This is a genomic window from Streptomyces sp. NPDC047017, assembly GCF_040644175.1.
Classification (GTDB): Bacteria; Actinomycetota; Actinomycetes; order Streptomycetales; family Streptomycetaceae; genus Streptomyces.
In genome coordinates this window covers 76,534-93,858 of the sequence record NZ_JBEYVW010000007.1, presented here as the reverse complement: position 1 = coordinate 93,858, position 17,325 = coordinate 76,534, and the positions used below count along the sequence as shown (strand labels likewise).

17 protein-coding genes are annotated in these 17,325 nt (G+C 71.3%); 6 read left to right on the top strand and 11 right to left on the bottom strand.

Features of this window, described 5'->3' with window-relative positions; all coding sequences use genetic code 11:
• Window position 1 precedes the first annotated feature (1 nt).
• Together ABZ858_RS13975 and ABZ858_RS13970 are read right to left on the bottom strand one after the other, a co-directional pair.
• Window positions 2-928 carry a sugar ABC transporter permease gene (locus ABZ858_RS13975; RefSeq protein ID WP_361376428.1) on the bottom strand — a complete coding sequence of 309 codons (927 nt, stop codon included), beginning with the start codon at window positions 926-928 and terminating at the stop codon, window positions 2-4.
• Complete coding sequence (locus tag ABZ858_RS13970; RefSeq protein ID WP_361376425.1) at window positions 925-2,286, bottom strand: extracellular solute-binding protein; 1,362 nt, start codon at window positions 2,284-2,286, stop codon at window positions 925-927. The genes ABZ858_RS13975 and ABZ858_RS13970 overlap by 4 nt, the downstream gene beginning before the upstream one ends.
• A 261-nt stretch (window positions 2,287-2,547) precedes the next feature.
• On the opposite strand from ABZ858_RS13970, the gene ABZ858_RS13965 reads away from it, so the two are divergent.
• Entirely contained in the window at window positions 2,548-3,573 is a 1,026-nt protein-coding gene (locus ABZ858_RS13965; RefSeq protein WP_361376422.1) for a LacI family DNA-binding transcriptional regulator, read from the top strand.
• 60 nt (window positions 3,574-3,633) lie between these two features.
• Here the strand turns inward: ABZ858_RS13965 and ABZ858_RS13960 are convergent, their stop codons facing one another.
• From ABZ858_RS13960 to ABZ858_RS13940, 5 genes are all read right to left on the bottom strand, one after another.
• On the bottom strand, window positions 3,634-4,590 hold the full coding sequence (locus ABZ858_RS13960; protein ID WP_361376419.1) for a PfkB family carbohydrate kinase: 957 nt from the start codon (window positions 4,588-4,590) through the stop codon (window positions 3,634-3,636).
• Window positions 4,587-6,062, bottom strand: coding sequence for a cytosine permease (locus ABZ858_RS13955; protein ID WP_361376411.1), 1,476 nt, complete (start codon window positions 6,060-6,062; stop codon window positions 4,587-4,589). The genes ABZ858_RS13960 and ABZ858_RS13955 overlap by 4 nt, the downstream gene beginning before the upstream one ends.
• A gap of 79 nt (window positions 6,063-6,141) precedes the next feature.
• Complete coding sequence (locus tag ABZ858_RS13950) at window positions 6,142-7,134, bottom strand: ADP-ribosylglycohydrolase family protein (RefSeq protein ID WP_361376408.1); 993 nt, start codon at window positions 7,132-7,134, stop codon at window positions 6,142-6,144.
• The gene (locus ABZ858_RS13945) at window positions 7,131-7,853 is read right to left on the bottom strand and encodes a GntR family transcriptional regulator (protein ID WP_361376405.1); all 723 of its coding nucleotides are present in this window, start codon (window positions 7,851-7,853) and stop codon (window positions 7,131-7,133) included. The genes ABZ858_RS13950 and ABZ858_RS13945 overlap by 4 nt, the downstream gene beginning before the upstream one ends.
• Before the next feature lie 134 nt (window positions 7,854-7,987).
• Window positions 7,988-8,449 carry a MarR family transcriptional regulator gene (locus ABZ858_RS13940; protein WP_361376402.1) on the bottom strand — a complete coding sequence of 154 codons (462 nt, stop codon included), beginning with the start codon at window positions 8,447-8,449 and terminating at the stop codon, window positions 7,988-7,990.
• Window positions 8,450-8,529: 80 nt separating this feature from the next.
• Here ABZ858_RS13940 and ABZ858_RS13935 point away from each other — a divergent pair, with 80 nt between their 5' ends.
• The 3 genes from ABZ858_RS13935 to ABZ858_RS13925 all read left to right on the top strand — a co-directional run bounded on the left by ABZ858_RS13935 (window position 8,530) and on the right by ABZ858_RS13925 (window position 11,317).
• On the top strand, window positions 8,530-8,901 hold the full coding sequence (locus ABZ858_RS13935) for a VOC family protein (protein ID WP_361376399.1): 372 nt from the start codon (window positions 8,530-8,532) through the stop codon (window positions 8,899-8,901).
• 240 nt (window positions 8,902-9,141) lie between these two features.
• Window positions 9,142-9,891 carry a maleylpyruvate isomerase family mycothiol-dependent enzyme gene (locus tag ABZ858_RS13930; protein WP_361376396.1) on the top strand — a complete coding sequence of 250 codons (750 nt, stop codon included), beginning with the start codon at window positions 9,142-9,144 and terminating at the stop codon, window positions 9,889-9,891.
• 214 nt (window positions 9,892-10,105) lie between these two features.
• Complete coding sequence (locus ABZ858_RS13925; RefSeq protein WP_361377171.1) at window positions 10,106-11,317, top strand: pyroglutamyl peptidase; 1,212 nt, start codon at window positions 10,106-10,108, stop codon at window positions 11,315-11,317.
• 146 nt (window positions 11,318-11,463) lie between these two features.
• Here the strand turns inward: ABZ858_RS13925 and ABZ858_RS13920 are convergent, their stop codons facing one another.
• On the bottom strand, window positions 11,464-11,619 hold the full coding sequence (locus ABZ858_RS13920) for a DUF6131 family protein (RefSeq protein WP_361376393.1): 156 nt from the start codon (window positions 11,617-11,619) through the stop codon (window positions 11,464-11,466).
• Window positions 11,620-11,880: 261 nt separating this feature from the next.
• Here ABZ858_RS13920 and ABZ858_RS13915 point away from each other — a divergent pair, with 261 nt between their 5' ends.
• Both ABZ858_RS13915 and ABZ858_RS13910 read left to right on the top strand, forming a co-directional pair.
• On the top strand, window positions 11,881-12,378 hold the full coding sequence (locus ABZ858_RS13915) for a hemerythrin domain-containing protein (protein WP_361376390.1): 498 nt from the start codon (window positions 11,881-11,883) through the stop codon (window positions 12,376-12,378).
• 319 nt (window positions 12,379-12,697) lie between these two features.
• Window positions 12,698-13,177, top strand: coding sequence for an ATP-binding protein (locus ABZ858_RS13910; RefSeq protein WP_361376387.1), 480 nt, complete (start codon window positions 12,698-12,700; stop codon window positions 13,175-13,177).
• Window positions 13,178-13,290: 113 nt separating this feature from the next.
• Here ABZ858_RS13910 and ABZ858_RS13905 read toward each other — a convergent pair whose 3' ends face one another.
• The 3 genes from ABZ858_RS13905 to glgX form a co-directional block, all read right to left on the bottom strand.
• Window positions 13,291-14,562: an MFS transporter gene (locus ABZ858_RS13905; protein ID WP_361376384.1), complete on the bottom strand. Its 1,272-nt coding sequence runs from the start codon at window positions 14,560-14,562 to the stop codon at window positions 13,291-13,293.
• Window positions 14,563-14,682: 120 nt separating this feature from the next.
• Window positions 14,683-14,937, bottom strand: a complete 255-nt coding sequence (locus ABZ858_RS13900; RefSeq protein WP_361376381.1) for a hypothetical protein — start codon at window positions 14,935-14,937, stop codon at window positions 14,683-14,685.
• Between the two features lie 137 nt (window positions 14,938-15,074).
• Entirely contained in the window at window positions 15,075-17,195 is a 2,121-nt protein-coding gene (gene glgX, locus ABZ858_RS13895) for a glycogen debranching protein GlgX (RefSeq protein WP_361376378.1), read from the bottom strand.
• Between the last annotated feature and the right edge of the window lie 130 nt (window positions 17,196-17,325).

Sequence of the window (17,325 nt, the reverse complement as noted above, 5' to 3'; positions counted from 1 at the left end):
TTCACTCGTCTCGGGAGCGCAGCAGGCGTACGGACACCAGGGACAGGGCGAACACCAGCAGGACGAGCAGGAAGGAGTTGGCCGCGCCGGTCCCCAGGTCGGATGAGGTGATGTGGTTGTAGAGGTAGAGGCCGCCGGTGGTGGTCGAGCCGTACGGTCCGCCCTTGGTGACCACGAACGGCTCGGCGAACATCTGGAACACCGCGAGGGTCTGCACCACGACCAGGAACGCGATGCTGCGGCGTACCAGCGGCAGCGTCAGCGACCAGAACTGCCGCCGGCGCGAGGCCCCGTCGAGCGAGGCCGCCTCGTACACGTCGGACGGTACGGCCTGCAGGCCCGCGAGCAGGATGATGATGGCGAACCCGGTGGTCTTCCACAGGAACAGCAGCGCGAGTGTCGGCTTGGCCCACACGGTCGAGGTCAGCCAGTCGATCTGGGGCAGGCCCACCAGCTGGAACAGGTGGTTGACCAGGCCGTAGTCGCTGTCGAAGACCACGATCCACACCTGGGCCATGGCCACCAGCGGGGTGACGAAGGGCGCGATGAAGGCCACCCGGAACGCACCGCGCAGCCGCAGCCGCGCGTTGGCGAGCAGCACCGCGGCGGCGAGCCCGCCGACGATCTGCACGGGCACGACCAGCAGCCACATCACCGCGCTGTTGCCCAGCGAGGACCAGAACTCGGGGCTGGTGAGCAGGTAGGTGTAGTTGCCCAGCCCGATGAACCGGGCCTCTCCCGCGCCCTTCCAGTTGGTGAAGCTCAACTGGAGCGCGAAGACCAGCGGGTAGAGGCCGAACGCGGCGAAGACGACGTAGAAGGGGGCGACGAACAGGTAGGGCGTGAGGAAGAGCCGGCGGCGGGTGCGCGGCGGCGCCGGGTCGGTGCGCTCCGCGCGGCGCGCGGGAGCGAGGGTCGTCGGTGTCATGCGCGGTCCACGAGATTGCGCTGGATCTTGCGGGTGGAGTCGTCGATGACGTCGTCGGGCGACATCGAGCCCGACAGCAGCCGCTGGAGGTTGTTGCCGAGGTAGTCCACCGACTTGCTCCACCAGGCCGGGATCGGCGCGGCGGCCGGGATGGTGGCCGCCGCGTCCACGGTGACCTTCCACAGGTCCTGGCCGCCGAAGGCCGCCTGCGGCTTGAAGAGCGGCCTGTCGGCCCGGCGGGCCGGGGTGTAGCTGGGCACGGAGGTGTTCAGGCCGTCCGGGTAGACGCTGCTCGGGCCGTAGACCGTGCTGTAGCCGGGCTGTTTGAAGCACAGGAACTCATAGAGCAGCCAGGCCAGTTCGGGGTTCTTCGCCTTCGCCGGGATGATGAAGCTGCTGCCGCCCATCGCGCCGCTGCGGGCTCCGCCGGGGGTCCAGGCGGGCAGCTGGGTGGCCCGCCACTTCCCCTTGGTCTTCTTCAGCAGTTGCTGGGGCGCGAAGGACCACCACACCGCCCAGGGCACCAGCGCCTGCCGGCCGTCCTCCAGGGCGGCGATGTCGGCCTGCTTGAGGTACTCGGTGTGGGTCACCAGCCCGTCGTGCACCGCCGACCGGATCCAGGAGAGGATCGCACGGTACTCCTTGGAGTCCAGGCGCACCTTGCCGTTCGCGTCCGCGAGGCTGGTGCCCTGCTGGTTGGCGAGCATCTCCAGCCACAGCTGGCCGAGGTAGGGGTCCTTGTCCATGTGGATCGGGGCCGCCTCGGGATTCTTCTCCTTCAGCGCCCGGGCCGCTTCCAGCAGGTTGTCGTACGTCGTCAGCCCCGCCGGGTCGACGCCCGCGTCCTCCAGCAGGTCCTCGCGGTACCAGAGCAGCCCCGGGTCCAGGTCCCACGGCACCCCGTAGATCCGGCCGTCGACGGTGTTGACGGAGAGCTTGTACGGCGAGGTCTGCTTGCGGTACGGGGCGATCAGGTCGGTGAGGTCGTACAGGTGCTCGGCCTGGCTGCCGATCTTGGCGTCGTCCCAGAAGCTGCCGTCGGGCAGGTCGGCGCCGGTGATCAGGGTGTTGGCGAGCTTGGCGTCGATGTCGACCGCCTGGTGGTTCACCTTCACGCCCGGGTACGCCCTGCGGAAGCTGTCGATCGCCGCGTCGAAGACCTTGAACAGGTCGCCCGAGCGGTTCCAGATGGTGATCTCGCCCTTGGCCGACGCGCCGGGCGTCCCGGTGAGCTTCTGCGGCCGGCTCCCCGTGGGGCCGGGGGCGCACGCGGCGAGAGGGCCGGCGGTGGCGGCGAGGGCGCCGGCACCGAGGGCGCCGCGCAGGACACCGCGGCGCGGGACGGATGGTCTGGACATGAACACGGCTCCTCTGAAGCGGTCACCAGGACGTGCGGCAGCCCATGGCTCAGGACGCACGGCGCGCAGGCACGCCGACGTCGCAGCAGCATGGGCGCCACCCCGGATTGCAACGATGCAGAGATGATGCGCCGCCTTTTGCAACGATGCAATACCCGAGTAACATTCGGTGCGTACGCAGCCGAAGGCCTCACCGGCCAGGAAGCGGAGCCGCCACCGGGAGGTCCCGGCGGGCGGACCGACAGCAGAGAGGGGCCCTGGATGGCCGGCGCAACCCTTCGTGACGTCGCCAGACGCGCGGGAGTCTCGATCCGTACGGTCTCCAACGTGGTCAACGGATCGGTCCCCGTCTCCGAGGAACTGCGCACCCGCGTCGAGTCCGCCCTGGAGGAACTCGACTACCGGCCCAACCTCGTCGCCCGCAACCTGCGCCGCGGCCGTACCGGCATGCTCGCCCTCGTCGTACCGGAACTCGACGTCCCCTACTTCGCGGAGCTGGCCCGCGAGGTCATCACCGCGGCCCGGGCGCACGGTTACGTCGTCATGCTCGACCAGACCGACGGCGACGGCGAGCGGGAGCGGGAACTGCTCGGGCGCGAGTCGCGGGCCACCATGTTCGACGGCCTGCTGCTGAGCCCGCTGGCCCTCTCGGTGGACGAACTGCGCGACCGCACCAACCGCGTTCCTGTCGTCCTGCTCGGTGAGCACATCTTCAACGGCAACTTCCACCATGTGGCCATCGACAACATCGCCGCGGCCCGCGAGGCGACCGAACACCTCGTCGCCCTGGGCCGTCGGCGCATCGCCGCCATCGGCGACCAGCCCTACAGCACCGGCGAGACCGCGCAACTGCGCACCATCGGCTACCGCCAGGCCCTGGAGCGGGCCGGACTGGAGGTCGACGCCGACCTCGTCGTCCCCACCCCCCGCTTCCACCGCCGCTTCGGCGCCCAGGCCATGGAACGGCTCCTGTCCCTGCCCGAACCGCCCGACGCGGTCTTCTGCTACAACGACCTCCTCGCCATCGGCGTGATGCACACCCTCACGCTGGCGGGCGTCCGCGTCCCCGAGGACATCGCCGTGATCGGCGTCGACGGCATCCAGGAGGGCGAGTACAGCACGCCCACGCTCACCACCATCGCCCCCGACAAGGCCCAGATCGCCCACCTGGCGGTCAGCACCCTCGTCCGGCTCATCGAGGGCACGGCACCGCCACCGGCCGACTCGAAGGCGCCGTACCGGTTAGTGGTCAGGGACAGCACGGCGAGCGGTGGGCGGACGGGCTGACACACCTCGCGTGACACGAGCAGCCTCGCGCCCGCCGGCCCGGCGGCTTCCCGCGGGCCCTCAGCCGAAGAGCCGTCGCGCGAGCGGGTCGGCACCGAGGAAGCGGGCCAGTTCCCGGCGGTCCGGCGCGGTGGCCGGGCCGGACCGGGTCACCGCGAAGGCGGCGGCGGCATTGGCCCCCCTGGCCGCGGTCAGCGGGTCGTGCCCCTGCCCGAGCAGGGCGAGGAACGAGCCGACGTGCGCGTCCCCGGCGCCGTTGCTGTCCACCGCTGCGACCGGGAACCCCGGCACCCGCACCGGTGCCTCGCCGGGGGCCGCCAGCCAGCAGCCGTCCTTGTCGGCCCGCACGAGCACCCCCGCGCCCGGCGCCAGCCGCTCCCGCAGCGCCAGGGCGGCGGCCCGCGGGTCCTCGTGGCCGGACAGCAGCCGGGCCTCGCGGGCGTTGGCGCTGAGCCAGTCGGCGCGGGCCAGTACCGGGGACAGGACCGCCTCGGGGATGTCGGCCACCAGCGGCGCCGGGTCAAGGCAGACGGTGACGTCCGCCGGCAGCGCGGCCGTGAACGCGGACAGCAGCGGGCCGTTGCCCGGCAGGACCAGCCCGTAGCCGGAGAGCTGGAGCAGGTCGCCGGGGCGCAGCCGGGCGGCGACGGCGTCGACGTCCGACCGGGTCAGGGTGGCCTCGACGCCGAAGCTGGTGACGAAGGTACGCTCGCCGCCGCCGTCGATCAGGGCCACCGTGAAGCCGGTGTCGCCCTCCGTACGGGCGGGCAGCAGCGGCTCGATGTGCTCGGTCGCGAGTGCCTCCCGGACCAGGTCGCCGTGCGGGCCGGTGCCGTGCAGCCCCGCGAAGACGGCCTCCGTGCCGAGGCGCCGGGCGGCGACCAGGGTGTTGAAGCCGCCGCCGGCGGTCGTCCTGGCGCGGGTGCCGATGACGTCGCCGCCGCGCTCGGGCAGCGCGGGCACCTCGATGACCAGATCGGCGATGACATTGCCGGCGAGAACGAGTCGGCGTGTCATCGCCGGACCTCCTGGAGAGCGGGGGAGAGGGCCGCGTCGTCGCCGCCCGAGCCGCCGGGACGGCGGCCGAGCAGCGCGTACACCGCGGCGCCGACGGCCATCGACACGGCCCAGCCGAGGCCGTTCACCCCGGGCCAGGTGCCCGAGAGCGGGCCCGCGAACCACACGTCGGTGTCGCTCGTCGATGCCTTGGTGAAGAGCAGTCCGGCGACGATGGCGGCGGCCCAGCCGGCGACGGCGGGCAGCCGGAAACCGCCCGAGTACCAGTACCGGCTGGTGCGGTTGGTGTCCATCAGCGCCTCGGGGTCGTAGGCGCGGCCCCGCAGCGAGTCCACCGCGATGACGCCGATCCAGGCCGAGACGGGCACGGCCAGCAGGGTCAGGAAGGTGGAGAACGGCCCGTAGAAATCGTCGGCGATCAGCATGAAGTAGATGCCGCCGGCGAACATCAGCACCACGTCGAGGGTGACGGCGGCGGCCCGTGGCACCCGCAGCCCGAGGGTGATCATCGTGAGGCCGGCCGAGTAGGTGGAGAGGTGGTTCGACATCAGCAGCCCGCCGAAGGCCGCGACGAGGTAGGGGATCGCCATCCAGGAGGGCAGCATCGCGTTGATCGCCGCGACCGGGTCGGAGGCGGTGGCCAGGGACGTGTCGCCCGCCGAGAGCAGCGAACCGAGCGAGATCAGCAGGACCAGCGGGATGCCCGCGCCGAACGCCGAGGCGGTGATCAGCCGGCGGCCCGGGACCGTACGGGGCAGATAGCGGGCGTAGTCCGCACCGGCGTTGGCCCAGCCGATGCCGGTGCCCGAGGCGATGAACCCGATGCCCGCGATCACCGCGCTGACCGGTCCGGCCGGGGTGTCGAGGACCTTGGCCCAGTCGACGGTGGCGACCAGGAAGCCCATCACGACCAGATTCAGCAGGCCGAAGACGACCGTGGCCCACTTGTTGATCCACATGATGGTGGCGTGGCCGAGGCCGCTGATCAGCAGCGTGCAGCCGATGAAGACCAGCAGGCAGACGATGGTGAGCACGGTGTTGCGGCCGACACCGAACGCGGTGTCCAGCAGCGCCAGCAGCGCGTACGCCGCCGTGGTCGTGGAGATCGTCTCCCAGCCGACCCGGCTCAGCCAGCTGATCAGGGTCGGCCCCGCGTTGCCGCGCTGCCCGAAGACCGAGCGGGAGAGGGTCAGGGCGGGCGCGCCGCCCTTCTTGCCCGCCAGGCTGAGCGCGCCCACCAGCGCGAAGGAACCGAAGGCCCCGACGACGGCGACGAGCACCGACTGCCAGACGTTCAGCCCGCGGAAGGCGACGAGCGTGGCACCGAGAGGCAGCCCCAGGATGCTGATGTTGGCGGCGAACCAGGTCCAGAACATCTGGCCGGCCCTGCCGTGCCGTTCGCTTTCGGGAACCGGTTCGATTCCTCGGGTCTCGACGGCGCCGACGCGATCGTTCGCCTTCGAACCGGTCATGACGGAACCTCCTTGCGCTGTGCGGGGGAATGGACGGGGGAAGAGGGACGGGCGGATCGGACGGGGCGGTGCGGCCCGGTCAGCGCAGGGCGAGCAGCTCGGCCGTCAGGGCTTCCAGGTCGAGGGAGTTGACCGTGCGCAGGGTCCGAACTGCCTTTGCGGGCAGCGCCGCCAGGCCGGTGACCGAACCGGCGACGGCACCGGCGATCGCGCCGATGGTGTCGCTGTCGCCGCCGAGGTTGGCGGCGAGCAGTGCGGCCCGCCAAGGGTCGCCGTCGGCCACGGAGAGGACCGCGAACGCGGCGGGCACGGACTCCTGGCTGGCGACACTGGTGCCGACCAGCGCGACGATCCGGTCGAGTGCCTCGTCCTGCGGGAGGTCCCGGACCAGGTCCCAGGCCCACGCGACGCGGGTGGCGATGTCGGCCCCCGCGACCCAGTGGCCGCGCCGGGCACCGGCTCGCGCCGCGCGTACCGCGGCGGCCACGGCCTCGTCCAGTGTGCCACCGGCGACGCCCGTGCTGACGGCGGCGGCGACCGCGGCGGCACCCGCGATCCCGATGTCCGTGTCGTGCGTGACCTGGCAGGACCGCTCGACATGGTCGAGGAAGGCGTCCAGCGGCTCGGTGGCGTGGGCGATGCCGACCGGGGTGACGCGCATGGCGGCGCCGTTCGTGGTGCCGGTACGCCCCGTCTCGTACGTCGGGACACCGCGGGCCACCGCGTCCAGGGCGGCCTTGGTGGACGGGCCGAGCAGGTCGAAGGAGCCCTTGGCCTTCATCTCCTTCTCCCAGTCGAGCAGTTCGTGGGCGAGCCGCAGCGGGTCGATCCGGCCCCGGCCCTCAGCGATCAGCCGGCCCACGATCACGGCCTGGTCGGTGTCGTCGGTGACGGTTGCGGCCGGCATGCCCCCGCTGATGGGGTTGTCGGGGTGGGCGGCGACGAAACCGGTGAGGGTGCCGTAGCAGCGGACGACATCCTGCCGGGACATTGACTGGGTGGGCATGCCGAGGGCGTCGCCGAGAGCGAGTCCGTAGTAGGCGCCGAGGGCGCGGTCGAGCAGGTTGGTCACAGTCGGCCTCCTCGGCCCGAGCGGATGTGCAGTTCGAACCTGGCCGGGTCCAGCAGGCTGGTGACGTGCTCGACCACCGAGCCGTCGGCGGCCCGGTAGACCTGGCTCAGGCGCAGGAAGGACTCACCGTGCGCGCGGTGCAGCAGGGCGGCCTCGGCCGGGCCCAGGCCGCACACGCCGACCCGGCCCTCGCCGGAGTCGGTCACCCGGCCCGCGGCCACCAGGGTCCGGCTGAGCGAGCCCCCGTCGAGGCCGCGCTCGGGCAGTCCGGCCAGTTCCCCGGTGGCCGGCACCCTGCTGCGCTCCAGGGAGACGCCCTGCCCGTCGGGCAGCCGCCTGACCCGGTCCAGGGCGACGAACGCGCCCGACGCCAGCCCCAGTTCGGCGGCGAGCGCGTCGTCCGTCATCTGCTCGAACCGCAGGGTCTCGGTGGTCAGCTCGGTGCCCTGCTCCGCGAGCGCCCGGGTCCAGCCGAGGCGGTGGTCCAGCGGCGCCCCGCCGTCGAAGGTGACGAACGAGCCGATCCCCGCGTGGGTGGCGATGAGCCCCTCCTCGCCGAGCACCTGGAGCGCCTGCCGCAAGGTGGTGCGGCTGACGCCGAAGCGCTGGGTGAGGGCGTGCTCGCCCGGGAGTCTGCTGCCGTCGGTATGTATCCCGGCGCGGATCTCGTCGGCGAGGACGCGGGCGATGCGACGATGCTTGTGTACCTGTCCAGGCATGTCTAGACAGTAGATGGACAGGTGCCGCGCGGTCCATACCCCCCGGGCTCTTTTTCGGTCCGGCTTCCGGCCTCGCTGAACACTTCGCGCACAGGCCGGATCGGGCCGGAGTCGTGGCGCCCGGGCCCGCTCGGTCAGTCGTCGAGGGCGGCGGCCATGGTGTCGAGGTCGGCGAGCAGTGCCGCCAGGCGGTCTCCGGGGACAGCCTTGATCATGCGTTTCTCGACGGCGTAGACGGCACCGCGGGCGGCGTCCAGGCGCTGCTGTCCGGCCGCGGTGAGGTGGACGGGCAGGGCGCGGCCGTGGTCGGTGGTGCTCGCCCGGGTGATGAGACCGGCCTCTTTCAGGCCGCGCAGGACGACGTTGGCCGACTGCCGTGTGACGAAGGTGCCGCGGGCCAGGTCGGCGTTGGACAGGCCGGGCTGCCGGTCGAGGAGTTCGAGGCAGGAGTACTGCGGGACGGTGAGGTCGTGCTCACGCAGGGCCTTGTCCATGGCGCCGCGCAGGGCGGCGGCTGCGCGTTTGAGGCGATATCCCACGTGCTCTGTCACGTCCTGGGCCGGGTGGGGCGGGGACACGGGCGAACGGTTCTCCATGTCAGCATTTTGACATGCCGGGAAGTCGGCGCCTACAGTTTCTTATGTCAAAGTTCTGACATGCGAGTTCTGGAGGAACCATGCCCGCCACCGTCGAAGGCCCCGACTTCATCGCCCTGCAGGTGAAGGACGTGCCCGCCGCAGCCGCCTTCTTCGAGGAGCGTCTCGGACTGCGCCGGGCGCCCGCCTCACCGCCCGGCGCCGTGGTGTTCACCACCAGCCCGATCGCGTTCGCCGTACGCGAGCCGCTGCCGGGCGTAGACCTGGACGGCGCCGAGCGCCCCGGCCTGGGCGTGGCACTGTGGCTGCGCACCTCGGACGCGACCGCCCTGCGCGAGCAACTGGTACAGGCGGGCACGCAGGACGTCAGCCCGGTGCAGGCGAGCCCGTTCGGCCCGACGTTCTCCTTCACCGGCCCCGAGGGGTACCGGCTCACTGTGCACGGGGAGTGACTCTGGGCGTGGGGGAGCGCTAGCTCCCCCGGGTGCCTGGACGAGAAGCGCCGGATCCCCCAAGGGGTCCGGCGCCAGAGGATACGGAAATGCCGCCACGGGCATGCGCACGTCCAGGCACCCTCCTCCGACATGCGACATGCGACATGCGCGTACCGCGGCTTCTTGTGGCCGCTGGGCGAGTCGGTCGGCTGAGGGGTGCCCCGGGAGGCATAGCCGTCCGCTGTAGAGTCGCCGTCCGTGACCGACACCATCGTCCCGGACCATGCCGACAGCGCCGAACTCCTGGACCACGTACGGGTATCGGCCACTCGCCTCACCGCCACTCTCAAGACGCTGACCGACGCGCAGGCCCGCCAGCCCTCCGTGCTCCCCGGCTGGAGCCGGGCCCACGTCCTGACCCATCTCGCCCGCAGCGCGGACGCCTACGTATGGCTGCTGACCCTGGCCCGCACGGGCAGGGAACCCGGCCCCCGGGCCGACGCCGCCGCCCTGGACCGGGCCCTGCGCGAGGGCGCCGAGCGGGACGCGGTCGCACTGGTGGCCGATCTGCGCGGCAGTCTGGACCGGCTGCTCGACGAGGCGGCGGCCATGCCCGCGGACCGTTGGCCTACGCTGGTCTCCGCGCCGGCGGGGTGGCGGCATCCCGCCTGGTTCACGCTGCACCGCGCCCGGCGCGAACTGGAGACCCACCACGCCGACCTGGACCTGGGGTATTCCTCCGCCGACTGGCCCGCCGACTATGTCACCTGGGCCCTGGAGGAGACCGCCGCGACCCTGGCCGCCCGCGACTTCCCCCTCGCCCGCCTCGAAGCCACCGACCTCGGCCGCGCCTGGCTCCTCGGTCCGACCGGCCCCACCGCTACCGGCCCCGGCCACGCGCTCCTGGCCTGGCTGTCCGGCCGCGCGTGCGGCACACGCCTGGAGCCGGACGGCAGCCTGCCGAGCCCACCGCCCTGGCCGCTGCCGCCGGCCCCCGGCTGGAACTGAGGCTGCCTGCCGGGGGCGGCACCTTCGGGCCGCCACCCGGCCCGAGCGCGTGAGGCAGCCGGTCGCCCCGGCCTGACCGACAACACCATGGCGTACGCCACGTCCCTCACGCGATACTGCGCTCGTCCCGCAAGCACGCGCCCCACAGCGACAAAAGGACCCCCACCCCTTGCTCTCCATACGTGTTCCCGCGGCCGCCCTCGGACTTGCCCTGATGACCGCCGCCCTGGCCGCCCCCACCACCGCGTCGGCCGTTCCGGCTGCCCCGGCCCTCGCCCCGACCGTCGAGGAGCAGCGCCTCGACCAGGAGGCACCGCAGGAGATCCTGCGCCGCTCCGGATTCGACACCGTGGCACCGCGGTTCAGCAGGACGCTGAACCACACGCACTCCTACGCGCAGGCACGCCGCATCGTCGTACGGGAAGGCACCGCGCTCTGGCGGCGGGCCGTGGACCGGGCACAGGGCCGGGGGCCGGCGGGCGGCGACCTCAGCCGGGACGACGACCGGCCGCTGTACTGGGCACGACTGGCGATGACCCGGGAAGTGCGCGGCTGGGAACCGGACTTCACACTCGGCGCGCGGCAGCGGAACCTCCTGCTCGACGCTCTGGAGCGCACCTCCCGCGGGCAGACCGATGTCCGGTATCCGCAGGCCGCCAAGGGGCTCAAGCGGGTCCTCGTCACCGGGTTCGACCCGTTCACGCTCGACCGGGACATCCGTATCTCCAACCCGTCCGGCGCCTCCGCGCTGGCCCTGGACGGCACGGTGATCGAGACGGCCGCTGGTCCGGCGCGGGTGGAGACACTGGTGTTCCCGGTGCGCTGGCGTGACTTCACGCAGGGGACGGTGGAGCGGGCGCTGCGGCCGTATCTGCCCCGCGTGGACATGTTCACGACGGTGAGCCAGGGTCGTGTCGGGCGCTTCGACGTCGAGCGCACCAACGGCGCCTGGCGGGGCGGCTCCCCGGACAACGACAACACCGGTACGGCCGGCCCGGTCCCGGTGACCGATCCGGCGACGCGGCCGCAGTGGACGACGACGACCCTGCCGTACGCCAGGATCACGGCGGCGGACACGGGCCGGTTCCCGGTGTACGACAACACGTCCGTGACCGAGATCCCGGCGGGCGGCAGCGAGCCGGTGGTACGGCCGGAGGGGCCGACGCCCGGGTCGACGGCGCGGGCCGGGGGCGGCGGGGACTACCTGTCCAACGAGATCGGCTACCGGGCCACGCTGCTGCGCGACCGGCTCGGCCTGCACGGCACGCTGCCCGGCGGACACCTGCACACCCCGGTGCTGCAGTTCGGCGCGGGCAACACCGACCCGGCGACGGGCACTGTCACGGACCCGGAGTTCGTCCGCAACCGGCTGGACATCATCGCCCAGGTGCGAGCGATCCTGTCGGTGGCCGCGGGAACGCTGTAGCGGCCTGCTCATCGTCCCCGTCGTACTCGCCCTCGCCCTCGGCGACGACTCCAGGTCGTCGATCCGCGGGCAGGGCGGGAGACGCTGCCGAGGGGCAGGCAGGGCGGGCGGCCCGTCGGGTCGCCCGCCATGAGGTGCGAGTGCGCCTACCAGTAGTGGCGTCGGCCACCGACGGCGTGGCCGACGGAGCCGAGGAGGAACAGGATGAGTCCGATGGCGAGCAGGATGATCCCGATCGTCCACAGGATGCCGATGTGCAGGATGAACCCGACGATGAGCAGGATGACGCCAAGGGCTATCACGGTGGCTTCCTCTCGTCACGGCCGCACGTGTCGGCCGCCGATGGCGACGCCTGGAGCGGCGGCGCCGAGTGCCTCCCCACTTAAAAAATTACCCGGAAAGGCCCGATTCACACTCGGGTCGGGGGAGTGGCTGCGTATCTGTTCGGCGTCGTATCCGCTCGGCTCCGGGCAGTGCCCACAGCCTGCCGTTCGGCGTTCCGCCCACCGTTCTCGGGGTATGCGCGAACCCGTACCGTTGTAGCCGAGCACCAGGGAGTCACCGTGCCGTCCACGGACGTCGTCGAGCTCATCCTCCAGGACCACCGCCGGATGGAGGATCTCTTCCGGACCATGCGCAACGTGGAGGCCGACCGGGCCTCCGCTCTCCAGGAATTCGCGCATCTGCTCATCGCCCACGCCCAGGCCGAGGAAGACGAGGTCTATCCGGCCCTGCGGCGCTACAAGAAGGTGGACGACGACGACGTCGATCACGGTGTGCACGAGCACCACGAGGGCAACGAGGCCCTGCTCGCCCTGCTGGAGGTCGGCGGCACCGGCTCCGAGGAGTGGGACGAGAAGCTGGAGGATCTCGTCGCCGCCATCAACCACCACACGGACGAGGAGGAGCGGACCCTGCTGAACGACGCGCGGGAGAACGTCGCGGCCGACCGCCGCTCCCAGCTCGGCGAGGCGTTCCGCGCGGCCCGCGCGAAGTACCTGGCCGACGACTGCGGCGACGTCGACAAGGTACGCGAGCTGGTCGCCGCCGCCGGCGAGTGATCCGGCCGCCGCGGTACGAGCCGCCGCCCCGCTCCGTCCCTGCCTCCGCGGTGACGGAGGCGGCTGCCGTCCGCGGTGGTGGCGGTCTCCGGCGGCCCGCCCGGTGGCGGCGTCTGATCGCCGGGTTGCTTCCTATACCGTATGTGCTTCAACCATGTGGGTGATACTGACCCCGCAGGACTCTGCCCGCGGTGCTGCCCTGCACGACGTGGGCGGTGCCTCTCGTGCTGCGGGCAGCCATCGGAGGGGCGCCGAGGGTGTACCGCGCAAGGACGGGTACGCGCGAGGAGTGGTGAACGGGGTAGTGAAGGCGGCGGTGATGGAACACGTTCCCGTGGACGAGGACGGCGCCACGCCGGGAGTACACGTCATACAGACCTCGGTCGCCCTGGACGGGGACGGCGCCGACATCGCCGGAGCCCGTCACCTGGCCGCCGATTTCCTCGTCCGGGCGCAGGCCGAGCACGGCCTGCCCGTCTCCCGGCGCGCCATGGACCTGACCCAGCTGGTGGTCAGCGAGCTGGTCACCAATGTCCGCAAGTACGCCCCCGGCCCGGCGCTGATGGACCTGCGCGTCACCGGCGACACCGTGGAGATCTCGGTGTGGGACTCGGACCCGGTGCTGCCGGTCGCCCGGGCCGCGGACGCCGGCCGCGTCGGACAGCACGGCCTGGAGATCGTCATGGCCGTCGCCCAGGGCTTCGAGGTCCGGCGGGAGCAGGCCGGCAAGCGCGTCACCGCCCGCCTCGCCCTGACCGACGACCCAGGCGACACCCTCACCGGACACCCACCCCGATAGCGCACGCCTGGCCACGCCCGGCCCCCGGAGAGCACCTCGCGGGCGTGGTGCGGTCCTCAGCCTTGGGCACGCTACGTGTCGCCGGTGCCGCCCTTGCTTGCCGCAGTTGGCGCCTACGCCGCCGTCTCCGTGACCGCGGAGCCCCCGCCCGGAGGACGTGTACCGGTGCTGCCGAACCGGATGCCCTTCGCCTCCTTGCCGACCGCGCTCAGCAGGATCACCAGGACCAAGGCGGGCGCCACGGTCCAGGCCAGCGCCGCCGGATAGCCGTGATGCTTGGCGATGGCCTCCTGGAGCGGCAGATTCAGGGCGGCGATCAAGTTCCCGAGCTGGTAGGTCACGCCCGGGTAGAAGCCCCGGATGGCGTCCGGGCTCATCTCGGTCAGATGCGCGGGGATGACACCCCAGGCGCCCTGGACGCATACCTGCATCAGGAAGGAGGAGAGCATCAGCCAGCCCACGGTGGTGGACAGCACGAAGAAGGGCACGATCACCAGGCCACCGGCCGACGCGAGCATGATCGTACGACGGCGTCCCAGCCGCTCGGAGGCGGCGCCGAGCAGCGCGCCTCCGATCATGGCGCCGATGTTGTAGACCACCGCGATGGCGATGGACGTGTCGGCCGACAGTCCGAGGCCCTTCTTGACGAAGGTCGGGTAGACGTCCTGGGTGCCGTGCGACATCCAGTTGAAGGCCGTCATCAGCGCTACGAGGTAGACGAAGCGCTTGAGCACCGCAGGGTTCCTGAAGATCTGATACGCGGGCGTGCGGTTGACCGCGACGCTCTGCTCCCACACCTCGCTCTCCTCCACCCGGCTCCGCACCCACAGCGAGACCAGGGCGGGCACCAGGCTGAAACCGAACAGGCCGCGCCAGCCGAGGACCGGCTCGATGACGAAGAACGCCACGGCGGCGAGCAGGTAGCCCAGCGAGTAGCCGCTCTGCAGCAGGCCCGACCAGAAGCCGCGCCGTTCGGCGGGAATCTTCTCCATGGCGAGCGCGGCGCCGAGGCCCCACTCGCCGCCCATGCCGATGCCGTACAGCAGGCGCAGCACCAGCAGCACGGTGTAGTTCGGCGCGAAGGCGCAGGCGAATCCGACGACCGAGTAGAAGGCGACGTCGACCATGAGCGGGACACGGCGGCCCCGCCGGTCGGCCCACATGCCGAAGAGGAACGCACCGACCGGTCTCATCACCAGCGTGGCGGTGGTGAGGAAAGCCATGTCAGTGAGGGAGACGCCGAAGTCGTCGGCGATCTCGCTGTAGACGAGGACCACCAGGAAGTAGTCGAAAGCGTCCATCGCCCAGCCCAAGTAGGCGGCGACGAAAACGTTTCGCTGATCCTTGGTGAGCCCCGTCGCCTGCTCCCGGACGGTCTTCAGCATGTCAGCCTTTCCACGGTCCCGCGGATGAGGCTAGGTTCACCCGGCCCCACGGGCAACCATGTCGAACAGCTGGTCCTGCCCAGGCCGGTGCCGGCTGGGCGCCGCGCCGGTGCGGCGGTCTCACCAGGAAGGGGTGCGGCTGCGGGGCACGTACGACAGCCGGGGCGGCGTGGCGGCGGAGCGCTGCCCGGGCAGGGCGTGGGGGAGGCGCGCCAGCGGGTGCTGCTCCCGTCCCTCGTCCGTGGCGCGCGGGACGGGAGCCCGGTGGTCGCGGGCAGCGGGCGTGGCAGTGCGGCGGGCGCGTCGCCACCAGCTGACCGCTGCTTCGGTGACCCGTTGGGCGGCGGCGAACGGATTACGGTCGAGGCGATTCATATCATTCGGTCCCTTCTGTGGGTCTAGGAGCTTTTACCCCCATTCCTCCTGTCTCATCCCACGCTGAGAGACATCGCTATGACTGTGCGTCACCCGAGGCGTGCCGCCGCCTCCTGTCCGGGGGCGGTGCGGGGAGTTCAGGCGTCCTGTGCGCCGCGGAGGACGACGAGCGCCCGCGCCTCGATGTCCATCTCGGTGCCCGCCTTGGTCAGGGGCCGGTACTCGGTGTAAGGGATGGCGGTGTCCACCTCCACGGCCCACCACTGGTCGAACTCCTCGGGGATGGTGAACGTGACGCTCTCCGAGTGCGCGTTGAACAGCAGCAGGAACGAGTCGTCCGTCACCGGCAGGCCGCGCAGGTCCGGTTCGGTGATGGCCTTGCCGTTGAGATGGACCATCAGCGACTTGGCGAACCCGGTCTCCCAGTCGGTGTCGGTCATCTCGCGCCCGGCGGGAGTGAGCCAGACGATGTCCTTCGTGCCGCTGCGACTGTCCCGCGGCGCGCGCCCGCTGAAGAACCGCCGCCGGCGGAACACCGGATGGTCGCGGCGCAGCGCGATCAGCTTGCCGGTGAACTCCAGCAGCTCGCTGCCCTCGGCGGCGTTCGGCCAGTCGAGCCACGTCAGTTCGCTGTCCTGGCAGTAGGCGTTGTTGTTGCCGTGCTGGGTGCGGCCGAGTTCGTCGCCGTGCGACAGCATGGGCACGCCCTGGGAGAGCAGCAGGGTGGCGATGAGGTTGCGCTGCTGGCGGGCGCGCAGGGCGAGGACGTCCCGGTCGCGGGTGGGACCCTCGGCGCCGCAGTTCCAGGAGCGGTTGTGGCTTTCACCGTCGCGGTTGCCCTCGCCGTTGGCCTCGTTGTGCTTGTCGTTGTAGGAGACCAGATCCCGCAGGGTGAAGCCGTCGTGGGCCGTGACGAAGTTGACGGAGGCGTAGGGGCGGCGTCCGTCGCTCTGGTACAGGTCCGAGGAGCCGGTCAGCCGGGAGGCGAACTCGCCCAGGGTGCCGCCCTCACCGCGCCAGAAGTCACGTACCGTGTCCCGGTACTTGCCGTTCCACTCCGTCCACAGCGGCGGGAAGTTGCCGACCTGATAGCCGCCGTCGCCGACGTCCCAGGGCTCCGCGATGAGCTTCACCTGGGAGATGACCGGGTCCTGCTGCACCAGGTCGAAGAAGGAGGACAGGCGGTCGACCTCGTGGAACTGGCGGGCGAGGGTGGCCGCCAGGTCGAAGCGGAAGCCGTCGACATGCATCTCGGTCACCCAGTACCGCAGTGAATCCATGATCAGCTGCAGGGTGTGCGGGTGGTTCATCCGCAGGCTGTTGCCCGTCCCGGTGGTGTCCCAGTAGAAGCGGGGGTCCTCTTCGGACAGGCGGTAGTAGGCCGCGTTGTCCAGGCCGCGGAAGGACAGCACCGGACCGAGGTGGTTGCCCTCGGCCGTGTGGTTGTAGACGACGTCGAGGATGACCTCGATGCCCGCTTCGTGCAGCGTCTTCACCATCGACCGGAACTCCTGCACCTGCTCGCCCCGCCGGCCCGACGAGGAGTAGGCGTGGTGCGGGGCGAAGAAGCCGATGGTGTTGTACCCCCAGTAGTTCGACAGCCCCCGCTGCACCAGCGCGTGGTCCTGGACGAACTGGTGCACCGGCATCAGCTCCACCGCCGTGACGCCCAGCTTGACGAAGTAGTCGACCATGGCCGGGTGCGCCATCGCCGCATACGTGCCGCGTATGGCCTCCGGGATGGCGGGATGGGTCTGGGTCATCCCCTTGACATGGGCCTCGTAGACGACCGTCTCGTGGTACGGCGTCTGCAGAGGGTGGTCATTGCCCCAGTCGAAGTACGGATTGATCACCACCGACTTCGGTACGTACGGCGCCGAGTCCAGGTCGTTGCGCTGGTCCGGCGCGCCGAAATGGTACGGGAAGAGCGCCTCGTCCCACACGATGTCGCCCTCGATGGCCTTGGCGTAGGGGTCGAGCAGCAGGTTGCTCGGATTGCAGCGTTCACCGCGGCCGGGCCGGTAGGGGCCGTGCACCCGGAATCCGTACCGCCGTCCCGGCCCGACGTCCGGCAGATAGATGTGATGGACGAAGCCGTCCGCCTCCCGCAGTTCGATACGCTCCTCGGTGCCCTCGTCGTCGAACAGGCACAACTCCACCCGCTCCGCCACCTCGGAGAACACGGCGAAATTCGTCCCCGCGCCGTCGAAGGTGGCACCCAGCGGCGAGATCCGTCCCGGGCGCGGTCCGATGTCCATGCTCTCCTGCCACAGCCGCATCACCAAGGACCTCCCCAGTACGGACAGCGGGGAACGGACTCCACCCGCCTGCTCAGCCCTGTGCCCGCGCCGGGGCCGAGCATGCCTGTATCCCTGCAACGGACCCCAT